Raw genomic sequence first — 16,184 nt, 5'->3', positions numbered from 1 at the left:
ATCCCTTAGGGGGGGGCGGCCCGCCCGGGGGGGGGGGGGGGTCAGCTTAGGGGGGGGGCGACGGCCTCCCCGCAGCCCCGGGCAACCCCCCTCCCACAGGGGGATCTCCATTGATAGGGAGATTTGGATATAGCCACAACGCCACTGTTCCCGTGACGCGATGTTGCAGGCAAGATGAAGCTCTGCAAGTCAGAACACAGGAAGCTGATCGTGACCGAAGCGTTTATTGTCGTTCAAACCGCCGAACAAGCCGTGGATCGTCTGGCCGAGCTGCATGAGCGGGCCACCACTGCGCTGAACTCGGCGCTCAAGCGTTACCTCAAGGATCGCGTCGAGCCTGACGCCGAACAGCGTGCTCTGTTTCGTTACCCCGAACTGCGTCTGACCTACCTGTGTCAGGGCGAAGTCCCACAGACCACCCGCGCCTACGCCAAGGTGCAACTGCCGGGCACCTACAGCGTCACCGTCACCCATCCCAAGGCGTTCCGCAAATACCTGCTGGAACAACTGGTGCCGTTGATGCACGACTTCACCGTGACCGTGGAAGTCGGTGTCAGCCAACAGAACATTCCGTACCCGTACGTGGTCGAGCAGGGCGATGAGCTGGCCGGCTCCGGCGTTACCGCTGCGGTGCTGGCGCGGGTGTTCCCGAGTACCGACCTATCCGCCGCCACTGATGGCATCGCCGACGGTCTCTACGACTGGGAAAGCACCGATCCGCTGCCACTGGCGCTGTTCGACGCCGCGCGCGTCGACTTTTCCCTGCGTCGCCTGGTGCACTACACCGGCAGCGACTGGCGCCATGTGCAACCGTGGATTCTGCTGACCAACTACCACCGCTACGTCGACCAGTTCATCGTCCATGGCCTGGAACAACTGCGCAACGACCCGCGTTTCGTGCGCATGGTGCTGCCGGGCAACGTGATCATCGAGAAGGGCATGGATCACGGCGAAGCCTCGGCGATCGCCGCTGGCGTGGTCTGGCACCGCTACCAGATGCCGGCCTATCACCTGATCGCCAATGACGGCCACGGTGTGACCCTGGTCAACATCGGCGTCGGCCCGTCCAACGCCAAGAACATCACCGACCACCTGGCGGTGCTGCGCCCGCATTGCTGGCTGATGATCGGTCACTGCGGCGGGCTGCGTCAGTCGCAGACCATCGGCGACTACGTGCTGGCCCATGCCTACATGCGTCGCGACGGGATTCTCGACCGCGTGGTGCCGCCGAACATTCCGATCCCGGCACTGGCCGAAGTGCAACTGGCGCTGCAACAAGCCGCGGCCAATATCACCGGCGAGAAGGGCGAGGAGCTGAAAAAACGCCTGCGCACCGGCACCGTGCTGACCTACGACGACCGCAACTGGGAACTGCGCTGGGCGCAGGAACGTCCGCTGATCAACCTGTCCCGCGCCGTGGCGGTGGACATGGAAAGCGGCACCATCGCCGCCCAGGGTTATCGCCTGCGAGTGCCCTACGGCACGTTGCTGTGCGTCTCGGACAAACCGCTGCACAGTGAAATCAAGCTGCCGGGTTCGGCCAACGCCTTCTACGAGCGCGCGGTCAGCCAACACTTGAAGATCGGCATCGCGGCGGTGGATCTGCTGCGCACCGAACTCAACTCGCTGCACTCGCGCAAACTGCGCAGCTTCGACGAGCCGCCGTTCCGTTAACGGTTAGTCGTGGTCATTTGGCGGTCGGGGCACTAGCATTGTCAGCCCAGATCGCCAGATATTGTTTTGCCCATGTCCCGTCCCCCGCGCCCACCTTCCCGCCGTCCCGGTGCGAAGCCATCCTCCTCGGCTCCACGTCGTGTCGCCAAAGCGCCGCCGGCCGAGCCGAAGTTGATCCTGTTCAACAAACCGTTCGATGTGCTGACGCAGTTCAGCGACGAAGGCGGGCGGGCGACGCTCAAGGATTACATTGACGTGCCCGGTATCTATCCGGCCGGACGCCTTGATCGCGACAGCGAAGGCTTGTTGTTGCTGACCAACGACGGCCAGTTGCAGGCGCGGATTGCCGACCCGAAACACAAGTTGCCGAAGACGTACTGGGTGCAGGTCGAGGGCGAGCCGACGGCCGAGCAACTGCAGCGTTTACGCGATGGCGTTGAGCTGAATGACGGCATGACCCTGCCCGCCGAGGCGCGGCAACTGGACGAGCCGCAACTGTGGCCACGCAATCCGCCGGTACGCTTTCGCAAAAGCGTGCCGACCAGTTGGCTGGAGTTGGTGATTCGTGAAGGGCGCAACCGTCAGGTACGACGTATGACCGCAGCGGTGGGGCTGCCGACGTTGCGGCTGGTGCGTGTAGGGATTGGCGACTGGACGCTTGAAGGGCTCGATCAGGGCCAATGGAAAGAAGTGCCGGCGCGGTTATAGAGCGCCGGATTCGATCAGGCCGATCACCACACTCTTGATGATGAACGCAGCCACGCCCAGGCCCAGGACGAAGAACAGAATGAACGAGCCGAAACGCCCGGCCTTGGACTTCTTCGCCAGATCCCAGACGATGAAACCCATGAAAATGATCAGGATGCTGACCAGGCCAGTCATCATCCATTCTTCGAATACTGCTGGATCCATCGGGCATCTCCGGCGCGCACAGGGCTGAAAGGGCTGGGCGATTATACGCCGAGGGTGGCAGGGCCGCATTGACCTGTGTCGGTGTGCGGGGGTTATGGGGTGCCTGTACCGGCCCCTCCGCGAGCAAGCCCCCCCCCACATTTGGAATGCATTCCCCTGTGGGAGCGGGCTTGCTCGCGAAGGCGATGTCAGTTGCGCAGATGCGTCAGCGGCAGTTCGGTGCTGTTGAGCACCTGATTCAGTACAAAACTCGAACGCACGCTGGTCACCCCTTCAATCCGGGTCAGATGCCCCAGCAACAGCTTCTGATAGTGGTCCATGTCCGGCACCACCACTTTCAACTGATAGTCGGCATCCACGCCGGTCACCAGGCTGCATTCCAGCACTTGCGGCAGGGTGCGGATCGCCGCTTCGAAATTCTCGAAACGCTCCGGTGTGTGCCGGTCCATGCCGATCAGCACGTAGGCCGTCAGGCTCAGGCCGAGCATCTTGCGGTCGAGCAGGGCGACCTGGCGCGAGATGTAGCCGTCGTCCTCCAGTTGCTTGACCCGGCGCGAGCAGGGCGAGGGCGACAGACCGATGCGCTCGGCCAGTTCCTGGTTGGAGATGCGGGCGTCGCGCTGCAATTCCGCCAAAATACTCAGGTCGTAACGGTCGAGTTTGCTCATGAATCAGTCCTTGGTTGTAACTATTGCGGCGGATTATCTATCCAGGGTTAAAAATTGCGCAAGCAGTGTTTATTTGAGCAATCTTCGCAATCCTCTGTCGCGTCTTGCGGCCTATTCTTATCACCAGAATCACTGCTCGGTAACACAGTCCACTGCGGCCCGCCCAATCAGGCCCGCCGCGGCCGCCACCCCCACCGGGGCTGGGCCGGCCCCCGAGCTGCACACTGTCCAGAAGACGGCGTGAGGTGAGCCGACGTCAAAAGCGTCGAGCCAGGACGAAGTTCTCTAAAGGGAGGCCGACGGGTCTCCCTTTTTCTTGCCTGCGATTTTTGTGCCTCGATGCACAGCCTTCCTCAATAAATAAGTTTCGTGACTGATAACCTGTCGCAGAACCCGGTGTGCGTATTCCCGGTCTTAGCTACAAGCCCTCTTAATACCCGCAGTGAGGAAAAGCATGAAGTCGCGCATCTGGCGTCTGGCCGGTGTTGGTTTGCTGTGTGTGAGCGTCAGTGCGCAAGCGCTCGCCGACGATCCGGAGAGCCGCAGCCCTAATGGTGGACGCGGCCCTGAGCATCAGGGAAATAACCAGGGCCATGGGGGCGATCATCAGCCCCACGGGCAGAACAATCCGCCGCCGCAAAATCAGCCGCGGCCGCAGAACAACGAAATCATTCGGGGCGACAACAGCCGCCAGTTCGAGCACAACGGCCAGCAGCACAACAATGGCCAGTGGCAGAACCAGAACCGCGCGCCCAATCAGCCTGCTCCGGTGCATCAGGCGCCCCCGTCGAACAACCTGCCGATCCAGCCACGGCCCGACACTGTGCGCCAGACTCAGGAGCCGCGTCAGGGCTACTACCGCGACGAGCGCCCGCAGAACGGCTACCACAACCAGCAATGGCAAACCGGCAACCGGCCCAATGACAATCGCTGGCCGGGTCGCCCGGACGGACATGGCAACGGTTGGGGCCCGGGCCCGCAATACCGTCCGGGGCATGTGATCGACCGTTTCCCGGATCGCGAATACCGCGTGCCGTATCGCGGTCAGGATTACTTCTATTCCGGCGGCTACTGGTATCGCCCGCAAGGCCCGCGCTACATCGTCGTGCAGCCACCACGAGGGATTCGCACCCAGTATCTGCCGGACTATGCCCGTGAAGTGTGGATCGGCGGTGCGCTGCTGTTCCTCGCTGCCGGTTCCTACTATGCGTATCAGGAAGCCACTCAGGATTACGTCGTAGTCGAACCCCCGGTGCAGCAACCGCCGCAACCGCAGCCGCAATCCCAGGGCTATGACGTCGAGGCCTATCCGGCCAACGGGCAGTCGCCGGAACAGGTGCAGCAGGACGGTTATCAGTGCTACCAATACGCCGTGCAGCAGAGCGGTTTCGACCCGCGTACCGCGACCTATCAACCAGCGCCTGAAGTGGTGCAGGCTTACCGTCAGGCGCAGGGCAACTGCCTGAGCAGTCGCGGTTATCAGGTGTCTTACTGAATACGGGTTTGCGCCCGTTCGGTCTTGACCACTTCCTGCGGGTCGGCGTGCACCAGCACTTCGGCTCGCGGGTAGGCGGCGTGAATCGCGTCCGCCGCCTGATCGCTGATGCCGTGAGCCACTGACAAGGTCAGCTCTCCCGGCAATTCCAGATGCAGCTGCACGAACCAGTGGTTACCCGAGATCCGTGTGCGCAAGTCATGCGCGCCCAATACGCCAGGTACCGCGCAGGCCAGTTCGAGCATGTGCTGACTGACGTCCGTCGGCAGCTCTTCATCCATCAGCACCGAAAAACTTTCCCGGGCGATCTGGATCGCGCTCCACAAAATGTACCCGGCAATCCCCAGACCGAACCATGCGTCCAACTGATGAAAGCCCATGCCGGCGAGAATCAGCGCGATCAGAATGCTGCCGTTGAGCAGCATGTCCGAACGGTAGTGCAGCGAGTCGGCGCGCACGGCGTTGGAGCCGGTCTGCTTGATCACCCGATGTTGCAGCGTCAGCAACGCGGCGGTCAGCAGCAGCGAGAACACGATCACGCCGATGCTCAGCCACGGCGCGCCCAGCGGCTCCGGTTGCTTGATGCGTTCATACGCCTGGAACGCAATCAGCACCGCACTGCCACCGATAAACAGCGCCTGCGCCATGCCCGCCAGCGATTCGGCCTTGCCGTGGCCGTAACGGTGATCGTCATCGGCCGGACGCAGCGCGTAATGCACCGCCAGCAGATTGAGCAGCGAAGTGACGCCATCCAGCGCCGAGTCGGTGAGGCCGGCGAGCATGCTCACCGAGCCGCTCAGCCACCAGGCGATGGCTTTGGCGATGATCAGCGTGCAGGCCACCGCCACCGAAGCGCGGGTTGCCAGCCGCAGCAGGCGGGCGTGTTCGGGGCTGGTGGTCATGTGATTTCCTTATGCGGCGGGTTGCAGGCCAAACATCGCCAGTTGTTGAGTGTTGCCCTTGTGCTGGATCAGGCGTGGATCGTCCAGCGGCAGGTTGCGGCCCAGTTCTGTTTCGAGAATAGCCTGCAACTTGAGGTTATCGACCTGACCGTCCGGGCCGATGGCTTGTTTGAGTTTGGCCGGATCGACCTGAGCGGTGTGGCCCGGTTCGAAATAGATCGCACCGGTGGTGAAGTCGACCGCGAACGCTATCAGCCCTGGAATCACGTAGAACAGCAGGCCCACGGCGTCGAGCACGGCAATCGCCGGATCGATCTTGCCGTCGATCTGACCGCGACGGTCCGGGTAGAAAATCGAACCGCAGGCCGTGAGTTGAGTGAGCAGGGTGGCAACCAGAACACCGCCGATCAGGCGAGAAGGTAAGCGCATGGAAAATCTCCTGAGTCATCTATTAACGAAGCTTCGTCTTGTGAAGTTAAGACCCTGACGAACGCTTGGCAGTTCGCCGTTATACTCGCCGCTCTGTTTGGGAGCCAGCATGATTTCTTTGCCGATCGATGAAGTTTTACCCGCCCTGCGTGAAGCGTTGGCGACACGCCACGAAGCCGTGCTCGAAGCACCGCCCGGCGCCGGTAAAACCACCCGCGTGCCTTTAGCCTTGCTCGATGAAGCGTGGCTGGCCGGGCAGACCATTCTGATGCTCGAACCACGGCGTCTCGCCGCGCGAGCCGCTGCCGAACGGTTGGCCAGCGAACTGGGTGAGAAGGTCGGTGAAACGGTCGGCTATCGCATCCGTCTCGACAGCAAGGTCGGCCCCAATACCCGTATCGAAGTGGTCACCGAGGGGATTCTCACCCGGCGTCTGCAGGATGATCCGGCGCTGGAAGGCGTGGGTTTGCTGATCTTCGACGAATTTCACGAACGCAGTCTTGATGCCGATCTGGCCTTGGCCCTGAGTTTGAACGGTCGTGAACTGTTCCGCGCTGAACAGCCGCTGAAGATTCTGCTGATGTCCGCCACGCTGGAAGGCGAGCGTCTGGCCGGGTTGCTGGATGACGCGCCGATCCTGCGCAGCGAAGGGCGCATGTACCCGGTGACGATGCGCTGGGGGCGACCGTTCCAGCCCGGCGAATACATCGACCAGCGCGTGACCCAGACCGTCCTCGAAGCGTTGCACGATGAAACCGGCAGCCTGCTGGTGTTCTTGCCGGGGCAGGCGGAAATCCGTCGGGTGCATCAGCAACTGAGCGATGCCATCGGCGAGCGTAAAGACGTATTGCTCTGCCCATTGCACGGCGAACTGGACCTGAATGCCCAACGCGCGGCTATCGACCCGGCGCCGGCCGGCCAGCGCAAAGTGGTGCTGGCGACCAACATCGCCGAGACCAGCCTGACCATCAACGGCGTGCGCGTGGTAATCGACGCCGGGCTGGCGCGGGTGCCGCGTTTCGACCCCGGCAGCGGCATGACCCGCCTCGATACTCAGCGCATTTCCAGGGCCAGCGCCACCCAGCGTGCGGGCCGGGCCGGACGTCTGGAGCCGGGTGTGTGTTACCGCTTGTGGTCGCAGGATCAGCACGAGCAACTCGCCGCTTACGGCAGTGCCGAAATACTGTCGGCGGATCTGGCGAGTCTGGCGCTGCAACTCGGACGCTGGGGCGTGACTCCGGGCGAACTGGTCTGGCTCGATATTCCGCCGGCAGCAGCCTACGCCCAGGCGCAGGATTTGTTGCAGCGCCTGGGCGCACTTGAAGGCGAGGTGTTGACGTCCCACGGTCAGGCCATGGCCGAATTGCCGGCGCATCCGCGCATCGCCCATCTGTTGCTGCGCGGTCAGGCGTTGGGGCTGGCGAACATGGCGTGCGACGTCGCGGCACTGCTCGGCGAGCGCGATATTTTGCGCGGCGCCGGGGCCGATCTGCACAGCCGCCTGGTGCTGCTCTCCGGCGAAGAGCGCGCGGCACGCGGTGCTCAGGGCGGCGTGCAGCGTGCCCGGCAACTGGCGCGGCAATATCGCGGTTACCTGCGCGGCAAGGCCAGCGCGCCGGTCAGCGATCCCGATCATCCGCGCTGGCTCGGTGCGCTGCTGGCGCTGGCTTACCCGGATCGGGTTGCCCAGCAGCGGCGTGCCGGTGGCGCCGAATATCGTCTGGCCAATGGTCGCGCAGCACTGTTCGCCGAAGCCGACAGCCTGATGAAGGAGCCGTGGATTGTGATTGCTGATCTCGGCAGTCGTCAGGGCCAGCGTGAGGAACGGATTTATCTGGCAGCGGATTTCGATCCGGCGCTGTTCGATTCGGTGCTCGCCGAGCAAGTGCACGCTGTCGATCAACTGGACTGGGACGAGCGCGAAGGCGTGCTGCGCGCCGAGCGTCAGCGCAAGGTTGGCGAACTGATCCTCAGCCGCGAACCGTTGACCGGTCTCGACGAAGCGGCGCGCAGTCAGGCGCTGGTCAATCTGGTGCGGCGCAAGGGGCTGGAGTTGTTGCCATGGACGCCGGAGTTGCGCCAGTGGCAGGCGCGGGTCGCGTTGCTGCGGCAACTGGATCTGAACGCTCAGGCCGAAAGCCAATGGCCGGATGTCAGCGATGCAACGTTGCTGAACACTCTCGAGCATTGGTTAATGCCTTACCTGGGCAAGGTCTCGCGGCTCAGCCATTTCGCCAATCTGGACCTGTCGAGCATCGTCCGCAATCTGCTGCCGTGGCCGTTGCCGCAGAGGCTTGATGAGCTGGCGCCGCATCACATCAGCGTGCCGTCGGGGTCATCGATTCGTCTGGATTACAGCGAGTCTCCGCCGATTCTCGCGGTGCGTCTGCAGGAGTTGTTCGGCCTCGCCGAGACGCCGCGAATTGCCGGCGGCCGGCAAGTGGTCAAGCTGCACCTGTTGTCCCCGGCACGGCGGCCGGTGCAGGTGACGCAGGATCTGGCCAACTTCTGGCGCAGCACCTATGCCGAGGTGAAGAAGGATCTCAAGGGGCGCTATCCGAAGCATTATTGGCCGGATGATCCGTTGGTGGCCGAGGCGACCGCGCGGGCCAAGCCGCGCGGCACCTGAAGAGCAAAACATCGCAGCCTGCCAACCAATCACGGTACGACATCAATCTATTGTGGGAGCGGGCTTGCTCGCGAAGGCGGTGCGCCAGGCACGGATGCATCAACTGACACGGCGCTTTCACGAGCAAGCCCGCTCCCACAGGGGGATATCGTGTTAACTGGCTACGGGGCTGCGGGCAGCAGGAACCGCGCAATCACCGGCAAGTGATCGGAAATGCGCAACGTATCGTCCTGGCGCACCCTCGCTTCGACCCGTTTGATTTTCGGGCTGTAGAAGAGATAGTCCACGGTGCGATCCGGGCCATTCAGGCCGGGGTCGTTGGGGTAGTGGGTCAGCCAGTGGGCGCGGTCGATGCCGCTGGCTTCGTTGTTGGTCGGGATCATCGGGTACTTGTCCCACAACAGATGCAGCGCGCTGTCGATCGAGTAGGGCGTGCGCTGCTCGGCGGGCAGACGCTGATACTGGCCCAGCGGCAACAGATTGAAGTCGCCGCCGATCAGCCACGGCAGGCCCTGGCTTTCGTACTTGTCGAGTACCTTGGTCACCGCTGTCACTTGCGCCTGCAAGGTCTCGTCCGGTTGGCTGGCGCGATCCAGATGGGTGTTGAACACCGTCAGTTGCCCGCCGTCGCTCAGCGGCAGTTTGGTGGCGAGCAGGGCGTCTTTGGGTTGGAACTGGCGGGAGATGAAATTCGCCGGGGGCACCGGCAATTGCAGGCGTTCGGCGTGTTCGATGCGGTAACGGCTCAGGGTCACCAATTGCCGGCCAACGCTGCCGAAGATGTGCGGGTCGGGGACGAACTCGGCTTTCCAGTCGAAGGCATGGGCGCTGCACGGGTAGAGATCGGTGACCCGTTCCTGCAGCAGCTTGAGCTGATTCTGGTAATCGCTGGCCTTGGCGCCGTCATCCAGCTCCTGCAGCAGCACCACGTCGGGCTGCTCGTCGCGAATCACCCGCGCCACTTCGTCGAGACTGAAGGCCATGTCCTCCGGGGATGGTGCTTCATCGGCGCCTTGGGCGAGATCGTTCCAGAACACATAGCGCTTGCCCGCCAGGTACTGCACGTTCCAGGTCATGACTTTCAGCGCTTGCCCCGGCACCAGGGTCGGCGGCGTACCGGTGCAGGCGACCGGCAGGGTTTCCCGCGCGCCGGGGCGCCAGGTCAGGCTGTAGAGCAGCCCGCCGATCACGGCGATGGCGAGCACAATCAGCAACAGGGTGTAGCGCAGCAGACGGGGCATGGCTCGGCTTATCGCGTTACAAAAGTGGCTCCGAGCATACCTGACCGCAGAGCCTTGGCCCAAGGGTCGCGAAGTCAGACCGCTCCGGTACGTTTGTCAGGCAATTCGCTGATCAGCATGAACAGGCGGAACAGCACCACACTGGTGAACAGCTGCAGGAAACTGTGCGCGCTGTCGATCATTACCGCGATCAGCGGATTCTGTGGGTCGGGGTACGCCGCCAGGGTCGCGCCCTTGAGCAGCCACAGCGGCCCCATTACACACAGAATGCACAGCAGGATCCGCCAGAAATGCCCACGCGTCAGGCGCAGACTTTCCTTCATCGCCTGCAACGGCCCCATACCGCGCAACACCAGCAGGTATTCAGCGAATGCGAGCATGACCATCAGCATCAGCCCCGGCAGGAAATACAGCGACAACCCCAGCAGAATCAGCAAGGTATTGAGCGCCGTGAGCAGAGCGAAACGCGGCCACAGGCGCGCGGACATCGCCAGCAGGTCGAGGTTGCGCGGAGCTTCGCCACGGGTGCGAGCATCGAGGAACAGAATCAGCGCGGCGGTGTACAGCGGATACACCAGCAGACCGACGACCACGCTGGCGGCGGAGAAACTGTCCGGGTCGGTGACGTGATCCACCACTTGTTGCAGCGCCGCCTCGAAGATCACCAGCGGCAGGCATAACTGCACGATGCTGGCCAGGTGGCGTTTGAAAAAATACAGAGAGTCGCGCAGTACATCGAAGGCATTCATCAGTCGGTATCGCAGGTCGAAAACAGTGGCTCACTTTAACCGATGATGGGCGGGCGGACACAAACGTAAACATTCGGTAAAGGTCGTTGAAACATCCTGTCACTGCCTCCATTACAGAGGAGCGCCATGTCCACAGTGGACACGGGCAACGTTATCCCCGGCAATCTACGAGGTCGCCATGAACAGCGAAGAGCAAACCCTGATCGATGGACTGTTTTCCCGGCTGCAACAGGCCGAAACGGAGGCAGCCCCGCGCGATGCCCAGGCCGAGGCGCGGATCAAGGAACACCTGACCCGCCAGCCGGCGGCAGGTTATTTCATGACCCAGGCGATTCTGGTGCAAGAGGCGGCCATCAAGAGCCTCGACGAACAGAACAAGCAGCTGACCCGGCAAGTCCAGCAATTGCAGGCTGAACTGCAAGCGGCCAAGTCCCAGAGCGCGGCCCCGGCGCCAAGCGGCGGCGGTGGTTTCCTGTCGAGCATCTTCGGCGGCGGCAGCTCGCGTCCAGCGCCGACCCAGAGCGCTCCGGCTTCTACCGGCGGCTGGCGTGAGCCGGCACCGCAGCAGAACTACGCTGCGCCAGCACCACAACAGAACTATGCCGCACCACCGCCCAACTACGCGCAGCAAGCAGCTCCGGCTGCGGGCAGCAGCTTCCTCGGCGGCGCTCTGAAAACTGCCGCTGGCGTGGCCGGTGGCGTGATGCTGGCGCAGGGCATCAGCAGCCTGTTCCATCACAACCAGCAGCCCGAAGAAATCGTTGAAGTGATCAAGGAAGAGCCAGCGCAAGTGGCCGACCAGAGCGGTAACGACTGGGGCAATGACCAGCGTGTGGCCGATAACGGTTTCTCTGGCAATGACCAGGGCGGATTCACTGACACCGACTACAGCGATGACAACTCGTCGTTCTTCGATGACGACGATTCGTTTGTCTGACTAACGGTCAGGCACCAGGCAACACCGTTTCTGTGGCGAGGGAGCTTGCTCCCGCTGGACTGCGCAGCAGGCCCTTCTTTTAAAAGACAGGGTCGCTGCGCAACCCAGCGGGACGGTGCGACGATTCGACAAGCTCCCTCGCCACACTGCTTTTTACTGGCATACTGAGCGCCTTTTTCGGGCCAGGCGCCTGATCCCGCTTCGTGCGCTATGCGCTCACAGGAATCCCGGTGAAAAAAATCGCAGTGTTCGCCGATGTGCAGAACCTCTACTACACCGTGCGTCAGGCCTATGGTTGCCATTTCAACTATGCCGCGCTGTGGGCGGATGTGAGCAAACACGGGCAGATTGTCGAGGCCTACGCCTACGCAATCGACCGTGGCGACAGCAAGCAGCAGCAGTTCCAGCAGATCCTGCGCAACCTCGGTTTCACCGTGAAGCTCAAACCCTATATCCAGCGCAGCGACGGCTCGGCCAAGGGCGACTGGGACGTGGGCATCACCCTCGACATCATGGACGCCGCCGACCATGTCGACGAAATCGTCCTGGCCTCCGGTGACGGCGACTTCGACATGCTGCTTGAGCGCATCATCAGCAAACATGGCGTGCAAGCGGTCGCCTATGGCGTGCCCGGCCTGACCGCCAACTCGCTGATCCGCGCCGCCAGCCGTTATGTGCCGATCGAAGGCGCACTGCTGTTGAAAAACTGAGCGTTGCTCAAGAATTGATTTGAACGGAGTTGAACCCGGTTTGGAACGCATTGCAGTCATCGACTTTGAAACCACCGGCCTGTCGCCGAACAGCAGCTGCCGCGCCACGGAAATCGCCGTGGTCATGCTGGAAAACGGCCGTATCGTCGAGCGTTACCAGAGCCTGATGAACGCCGGCGTGCGCGTTCCTGCGTTCATCGAACAACTGACCGGCATCAGCAACGCCATGCTGCGCAGTGCACCGTCGGCCGAGCGGGTCATGGAAGAGGTCAACGAATTCGTCGGCTGCACCCCGCTGGTGGCGCACAACGCCTCGTTCGACCAGAAGTTCTGGGACTTCGAGCTGGGGCGGATCAAACGCACCCGATTGCAGAACTTCGCCTGTTCGTTGCTGCTTGCCCGACGCCTGATGCCGACGGCGCCGAACCACAAGCTCGGCACCCTGACCACGTTCGCCCGCCTGCCACACACCGGCCAGGCGCACAGGGCGATGGCGGATGCCGAGATGGCGGCCAACCTGATGGCGCATCTGGCTGAAGAACTGCGGCACAAGCATGGGGTGCGGGAGCTGAACCACGACCTGCTGTGCAAATTGCAGAAAGTCCCGGCCGCGAAAGTCAGCGAACACCTGCTGCGCTACCGCTGATCCCGAACCCAACACAACATCCTTGTAGGAGTGAGCCTGCTCGCGATGGCGGTCTGTCATTCGACATTATCGGTGACTGACACACCGCTATCGCGAGCAGGCTCACTCCTACAGTGGGTTTGTGGTGGGCTGAATTATTTGCCATTGCTTTCGATATGGCCCAGCGGCACGCGCTTCTCGATTGCGCTCGACAGCACAATCGAGGTCTTGCTGAAGCCGAACTTCGCCACGCGATTGATCAATTCTTCCAGCTCCGTCATCGAGCCCACCGCGCCTTTCATCATCACGCACGGATCGCCCGTCACCCGAAAGCACTCGGTCAGTTGCGGGATTTTCACCAGTTCGTCGTAGACCTTCTGGCTGCCGTTCTGGTGCAGGCGCAATTCGATCATGCACTGGATCGGCAAGCCGATTTTCGACAGGTCGATGTTCGCCTGATACCCGGTGATCACGCCGACGGCTTCAAGCTTGGCCACGCGCTCGGCCACTGCCGGGGCGGACAGGTTCAATTTGCGCGCGAGATCGGCGTAGGACGCGCGACCGTTTTCCAACAGGGCGCTGAGCAGCATGCGGTCGTATTTGTCCAAGGCCGGACTCCTGAAATTGCCAGACTTTCGAAATCGTGGTTTATCCCGTCGATCTCCGTTGTTTCAAAAGTGTACCGGCGCGATAAACAGGTTTTGTAGCTTATTTTTGCTCGCGGGCCTTTCTAGAATAATTCACACCCTGCCTCTGACTGTCGAGCTGCCCATGCCTGCCTTGCGCCGTTTTTCCTTGCCGTTGATCGCCGCGTTTTTCGCGCTGTATGTGATTTGGGGATCGACCTATCTGGTGATCCGCCTCGGCGTCGAATACTGGCCGCCACTGATGCTCGGCGGGGTGCGTTTCGTGATTGCCGGCAGCCTGATGTACGCCTTCCTGCGCTGGCGCGGGGCACCGGCGCCGACCTGGGCGCAATGGAAAGCGGCGGGGATCATCGGGATTCTGTTGCTCAGTTTTGGTAACGGCGCGGTCAGTGTCGCCGAGCATACTGGCGTGGCTTCCGGCGTGGCGGCACTGGCGGTGGCGACGGTGCCGCTGTTCACGTTGCTCTTCGGGTATTTCTGGGGCGCGCGCAATACGCGCCTGGAGTGGGCCGGGGTGGCGTTGGGGATTGTCGGCATCGCTATGCTCAACATGGGTTCCAACCTGCAATCGAGCCCGCTGGGCGCGGCGTTGCTGGTTTTTGCAGCGGCGACCTGGGCGTTCGGCTCGGTGTGGAGCAAGCATCTGCCGTTGCCGCAAGGGGCAATGGCCAGTGCCGTGGAGATGCTGGTGGGTGGCGTGGTGCTGTTGATCGGCAGCGCAGTGAGCGGCGAGCACCTGCAAGCCATACCGCCGGTGGAAGGCTGGCTGGCCCTGGGTTATCTGATCTTCTTCGGCTCGATCATCGCTTTCAATTCCTACATGTACCTGCTCAAACACGTGCGTCCGGCAGCGGCCACCAGCTATGCCTACGTCAACCCGGCGGTGGCGGTGTTGCTGGGGATCGTGTTTGTCGGCGAGACCATCGGCATGGAAGAGGCGCTGGCGATGCTGGTGATCATCAGTGCCGTGGTGTTGATCGGTCTGCCGCAGTGGCGGCGGCCGGCGCAGCCGCTCGTCGTGGAGACGCCGAAGACCGCCATTCCAGCAGAGCAACGTGTGAATTAGGGTAAACTGCGCGCCATTGCACCCTTGTTTTGCGCAACCGCGCTGATTTTTCCTACGGTACTCCCATGACTTTCGCCACCCTTGGCCTGATCGAACCCTTGCTGCGCTCCCTCGAGAAGCTCGGCTACCAGACTCCAACGCCGGTTCAGGCGCAAGCCATTCCGGCCGTGCTGGCCGGTCGCGACCTGATGGCTGCGGCCCAGACCGGCACCGGCAAGACCGCCGGTTTCGCCTTGCCGCTGCTGCAGTTGCTGGCCATGGAAGGGCCGAAAGTGGCCGCCAATTCGGCGCGTGCACTGATTCTGGTGCCGACCCGCGAGCTGGCGGAGCAGGTTCATGAGTCGGTGCGCCAATACGCTGAAAACCTGCCATTGCGCACGTATGCGGTGTACGGCGGCGTCAGCATCAACCCGCAGATGATGAAGCTGTGCGGCGGCGTTGATGTGCTGGTCGCCACGCCGGGTCGCCTGATCGACCTGTTCCGCCAGAACGCGTTGAAACTCGATCAGTTGCAAACTCTGGTGCTCGACGAAGCCGACCGCATGCTCGACCTGGGCTTCTCCGAAGAACTGGCGAACATTTACCGCATGTTGCCGAAGAAGCGCCAGACGCTACTGTTCTCCGCGACCTTCTCCGATGACATCCGACTGCTGGCCGGGCAGATGCTCAACGATCCGCTGAGCATCGAAGTCAGTCCGCGCAACGTCGCGGCCAACACCGTCAAACAGTGGGTGGTGACGGTGGACAAGAAGCGCAAGCCGGAACTGTTCGTGCACTTGATGCGCAAGAACAAGTGGAAGCAGGTGCTGGTGTTCGCCAAGACCCGCAATGGCGTCGATGCGCTGGTGGAAAAACTCCAGGGCCTCGGTGTGAACGCCGACGGCATCCATGGCGACAAACCGCAGGCGACCCGTCAACGTGCGCTGGATCGTTTCAAACTCAGTGAAGTGCAGATTCTGGTGGCGACCGACGTCGCTGCCCGTGGTCTGGATATCGAAGATTTGCCGCTGGTGGTCAACTTCGACTTGCCGATCGTCGCCGAGGATTACATCCACCGCATCGGTCGTACTGGCCGTGCCGGTGCGACGGGCGAGGCGATCTCGCTGGTGTGCGCGGATGAAGTGAACATGCTTTCGGCAATCGAGATGCTCACGCGTCAGACCCTGAAGCGCCAGAACGAGCCGGACTTCGAACCCGAGCACCGCGTGCCGGATACCGATGCCAGCGGTCAGGTGATCAAGAAGCCGAAGAAACCGAAAAAGCCGAAAGCATCCGGCGGCGGTGGCAAGCGCAATCTGGGCAAGTGGGTCGACAGTGGCGACACCCAGGCGCCGGAGCCGTCGATCAAGCCTGTGCGTAAAGTGCCGGTGTTCAATACCGGGCCGCGTAAGCGCAAGCCTTGATTTGATGCGCTGTCTGTAAAGGCGCCTTCGCGAGCAAGCCCGCTTGTGTCTGAGTAAGGGAATAAACTCTGGGGTGAGAGGGGTGGATGGCAAGCTG

The 16,184-nt window shown here is 62.3% G+C and carries 16 protein-coding genes; 9 read left to right on the top strand and 7 right to left on the bottom strand.

Features of this window, described 5'->3' with window-relative positions:
• The first annotated feature begins 174 nt into the window (after positions 1-174).
• Positions 175-1,674, top strand: coding sequence for an AMP nucleosidase (gene amn / locus LVD08_RS18505; RefSeq protein ID WP_247268886.1), 1,500 nt, complete (start codon positions 175-177; stop codon positions 1,672-1,674).
• Between the two features lie 72 nt (positions 1,675-1,746).
• The gene (locus LVD08_RS18500; RefSeq protein ID WP_247268885.1) at positions 1,747-2,382 is read left to right on the top strand and encodes a pseudouridine synthase; all 636 of its coding nucleotides are present in this window, start codon (positions 1,747-1,749) and stop codon (positions 2,380-2,382) included.
• Here the strand turns inward: LVD08_RS18500 and LVD08_RS18495 are convergent.
• Entirely contained in the window at positions 2,377-2,586 is a 210-nt protein-coding gene (locus LVD08_RS18495) for a DUF2788 domain-containing protein (protein WP_003228500.1), read from the bottom strand. The genes LVD08_RS18500 and LVD08_RS18495 overlap by 6 nt on opposite strands.
• Before the next feature lie 188 nt (positions 2,587-2,774).
• The gene (locus tag LVD08_RS18490) at positions 2,775-3,254 is read right to left on the bottom strand and encodes an Lrp/AsnC family transcriptional regulator (RefSeq protein WP_008081091.1); all 480 of its coding nucleotides are present in this window, start codon (positions 3,252-3,254) and stop codon (positions 2,775-2,777) included.
• A 454-nt stretch (positions 3,255-3,708) separates the two neighbouring features.
• On the opposite strand from LVD08_RS18490, the gene LVD08_RS18485 reads away from it, so the two are divergent.
• Positions 3,709-4,749 carry a DUF6515 family protein gene (locus LVD08_RS18485; RefSeq protein ID WP_096795269.1) on the top strand — a complete coding sequence of 347 codons (1,041 nt, stop codon included), beginning with the start codon at positions 3,709-3,711 and terminating at the stop codon, positions 4,747-4,749.
• On the opposite strand, the gene LVD08_RS18480 is transcribed toward LVD08_RS18485, so the two are convergent.
• Positions 4,743-5,651, bottom strand: coding sequence for a cation diffusion facilitator family transporter (locus tag LVD08_RS18480; protein WP_098965762.1), 909 nt, complete (start codon positions 5,649-5,651; stop codon positions 4,743-4,745). The genes LVD08_RS18485 and LVD08_RS18480 overlap by 7 nt on opposite strands.
• 9 nt (positions 5,652-5,660) lie before the next feature.
• A complete protein-coding gene (locus tag LVD08_RS18475; protein ID WP_247268884.1) occupies positions 5,661-6,080 on the bottom strand; it encodes a polyribonucleotide nucleotidyltransferase in 420 nt (139 codons plus the stop codon).
• A gap of 109 nt (positions 6,081-6,189) precedes the next feature.
• On the opposite strand from LVD08_RS18475, the gene hrpB reads away from it, so the two are divergent.
• Positions 6,190-8,709 carry an ATP-dependent helicase HrpB gene (hrpB, locus tag LVD08_RS18470; protein WP_247268883.1) on the top strand — a complete coding sequence of 840 codons (2,520 nt, stop codon included), beginning with the start codon at positions 6,190-6,192 and terminating at the stop codon, positions 8,707-8,709.
• 161 nt (positions 8,710-8,870) lie between these two features.
• On the opposite strand, the gene LVD08_RS18465 is transcribed toward hrpB, so the two are convergent.
• Together LVD08_RS18465 and LVD08_RS18460 are read right to left on the bottom strand one after the other, a co-directional pair.
• Positions 8,871-9,950, bottom strand: coding sequence for an endonuclease/exonuclease/phosphatase family protein (locus LVD08_RS18465; RefSeq protein ID WP_247268882.1), 1,080 nt, complete (start codon positions 9,948-9,950; stop codon positions 8,871-8,873).
• A 74-nt stretch (positions 9,951-10,024) separates the two neighbouring features.
• Positions 10,025-10,699, bottom strand: coding sequence for a YciC family protein (locus LVD08_RS18460; protein WP_139054430.1), 675 nt, complete (start codon positions 10,697-10,699; stop codon positions 10,025-10,027).
• A 178-nt stretch (positions 10,700-10,877) separates the two neighbouring features.
• On the opposite strand from LVD08_RS18460, the gene LVD08_RS18455 reads away from it, so the two are divergent.
• The 3 genes from LVD08_RS18455 to LVD08_RS18445 all read left to right on the top strand — a co-directional run bounded on the left by LVD08_RS18455 (position 10,878) and on the right by LVD08_RS18445 (position 12,992).
• Positions 10,878-11,636, top strand: a complete 759-nt coding sequence (locus tag LVD08_RS18455; RefSeq protein ID WP_096795265.1) for a DUF2076 domain-containing protein — start codon at positions 10,878-10,880, stop codon at positions 11,634-11,636.
• Positions 11,637-11,866: 230 nt separating this feature from the next.
• Positions 11,867-12,346: an NYN domain-containing protein gene (locus tag LVD08_RS18450; protein WP_041065128.1), complete on the top strand. Its 480-nt coding sequence runs from the start codon at positions 11,867-11,869 to the stop codon at positions 12,344-12,346.
• 40 nt (positions 12,347-12,386) lie between these two features.
• Positions 12,387-12,992, top strand: a complete 606-nt coding sequence (locus LVD08_RS18445) for a 3'-5' exonuclease (protein ID WP_247268881.1) — start codon at positions 12,387-12,389, stop codon at positions 12,990-12,992.
• A 134-nt stretch (positions 12,993-13,126) separates the two neighbouring features.
• Here LVD08_RS18445 and LVD08_RS18440 read toward each other — a convergent pair whose 3' ends face one another.
• On the bottom strand, positions 13,127-13,579 hold the full coding sequence (locus LVD08_RS18440) for an Lrp/AsnC family transcriptional regulator (RefSeq protein WP_247268880.1): 453 nt from the start codon (positions 13,577-13,579) through the stop codon (positions 13,127-13,129).
• A gap of 163 nt (positions 13,580-13,742) precedes the next feature.
• On the opposite strand from LVD08_RS18440, the gene yedA reads away from it, so the two are divergent.
• Both yedA and LVD08_RS18430 read left to right on the top strand, forming a co-directional pair.
• Positions 13,743-14,684: a drug/metabolite exporter YedA gene (gene yedA, locus LVD08_RS18435; RefSeq protein WP_247268879.1), complete on the top strand. Its 942-nt coding sequence runs from the start codon at positions 13,743-13,745 to the stop codon at positions 14,682-14,684.
• A gap of 65 nt (positions 14,685-14,749) precedes the next feature.
• Positions 14,750-16,087: a DEAD/DEAH box helicase gene (locus LVD08_RS18430; protein ID WP_247268878.1), complete on the top strand. Its 1,338-nt coding sequence runs from the start codon at positions 14,750-14,752 to the stop codon at positions 16,085-16,087.
• The last annotated feature ends 97 nt before the right edge of the window (positions 16,088-16,184 follow it).

The sequence above is a fragment of the Pseudomonas sp. YL2 genome, assembly GCF_023063025.1.
GTDB classification, from domain to species: Bacteria; Pseudomonadota; Gammaproteobacteria; order Pseudomonadales; family Pseudomonadaceae; genus Aquipseudomonas; species Aquipseudomonas putida_A.
This window is presented reverse-complemented; position numbering and strand designations above follow the sequence as displayed.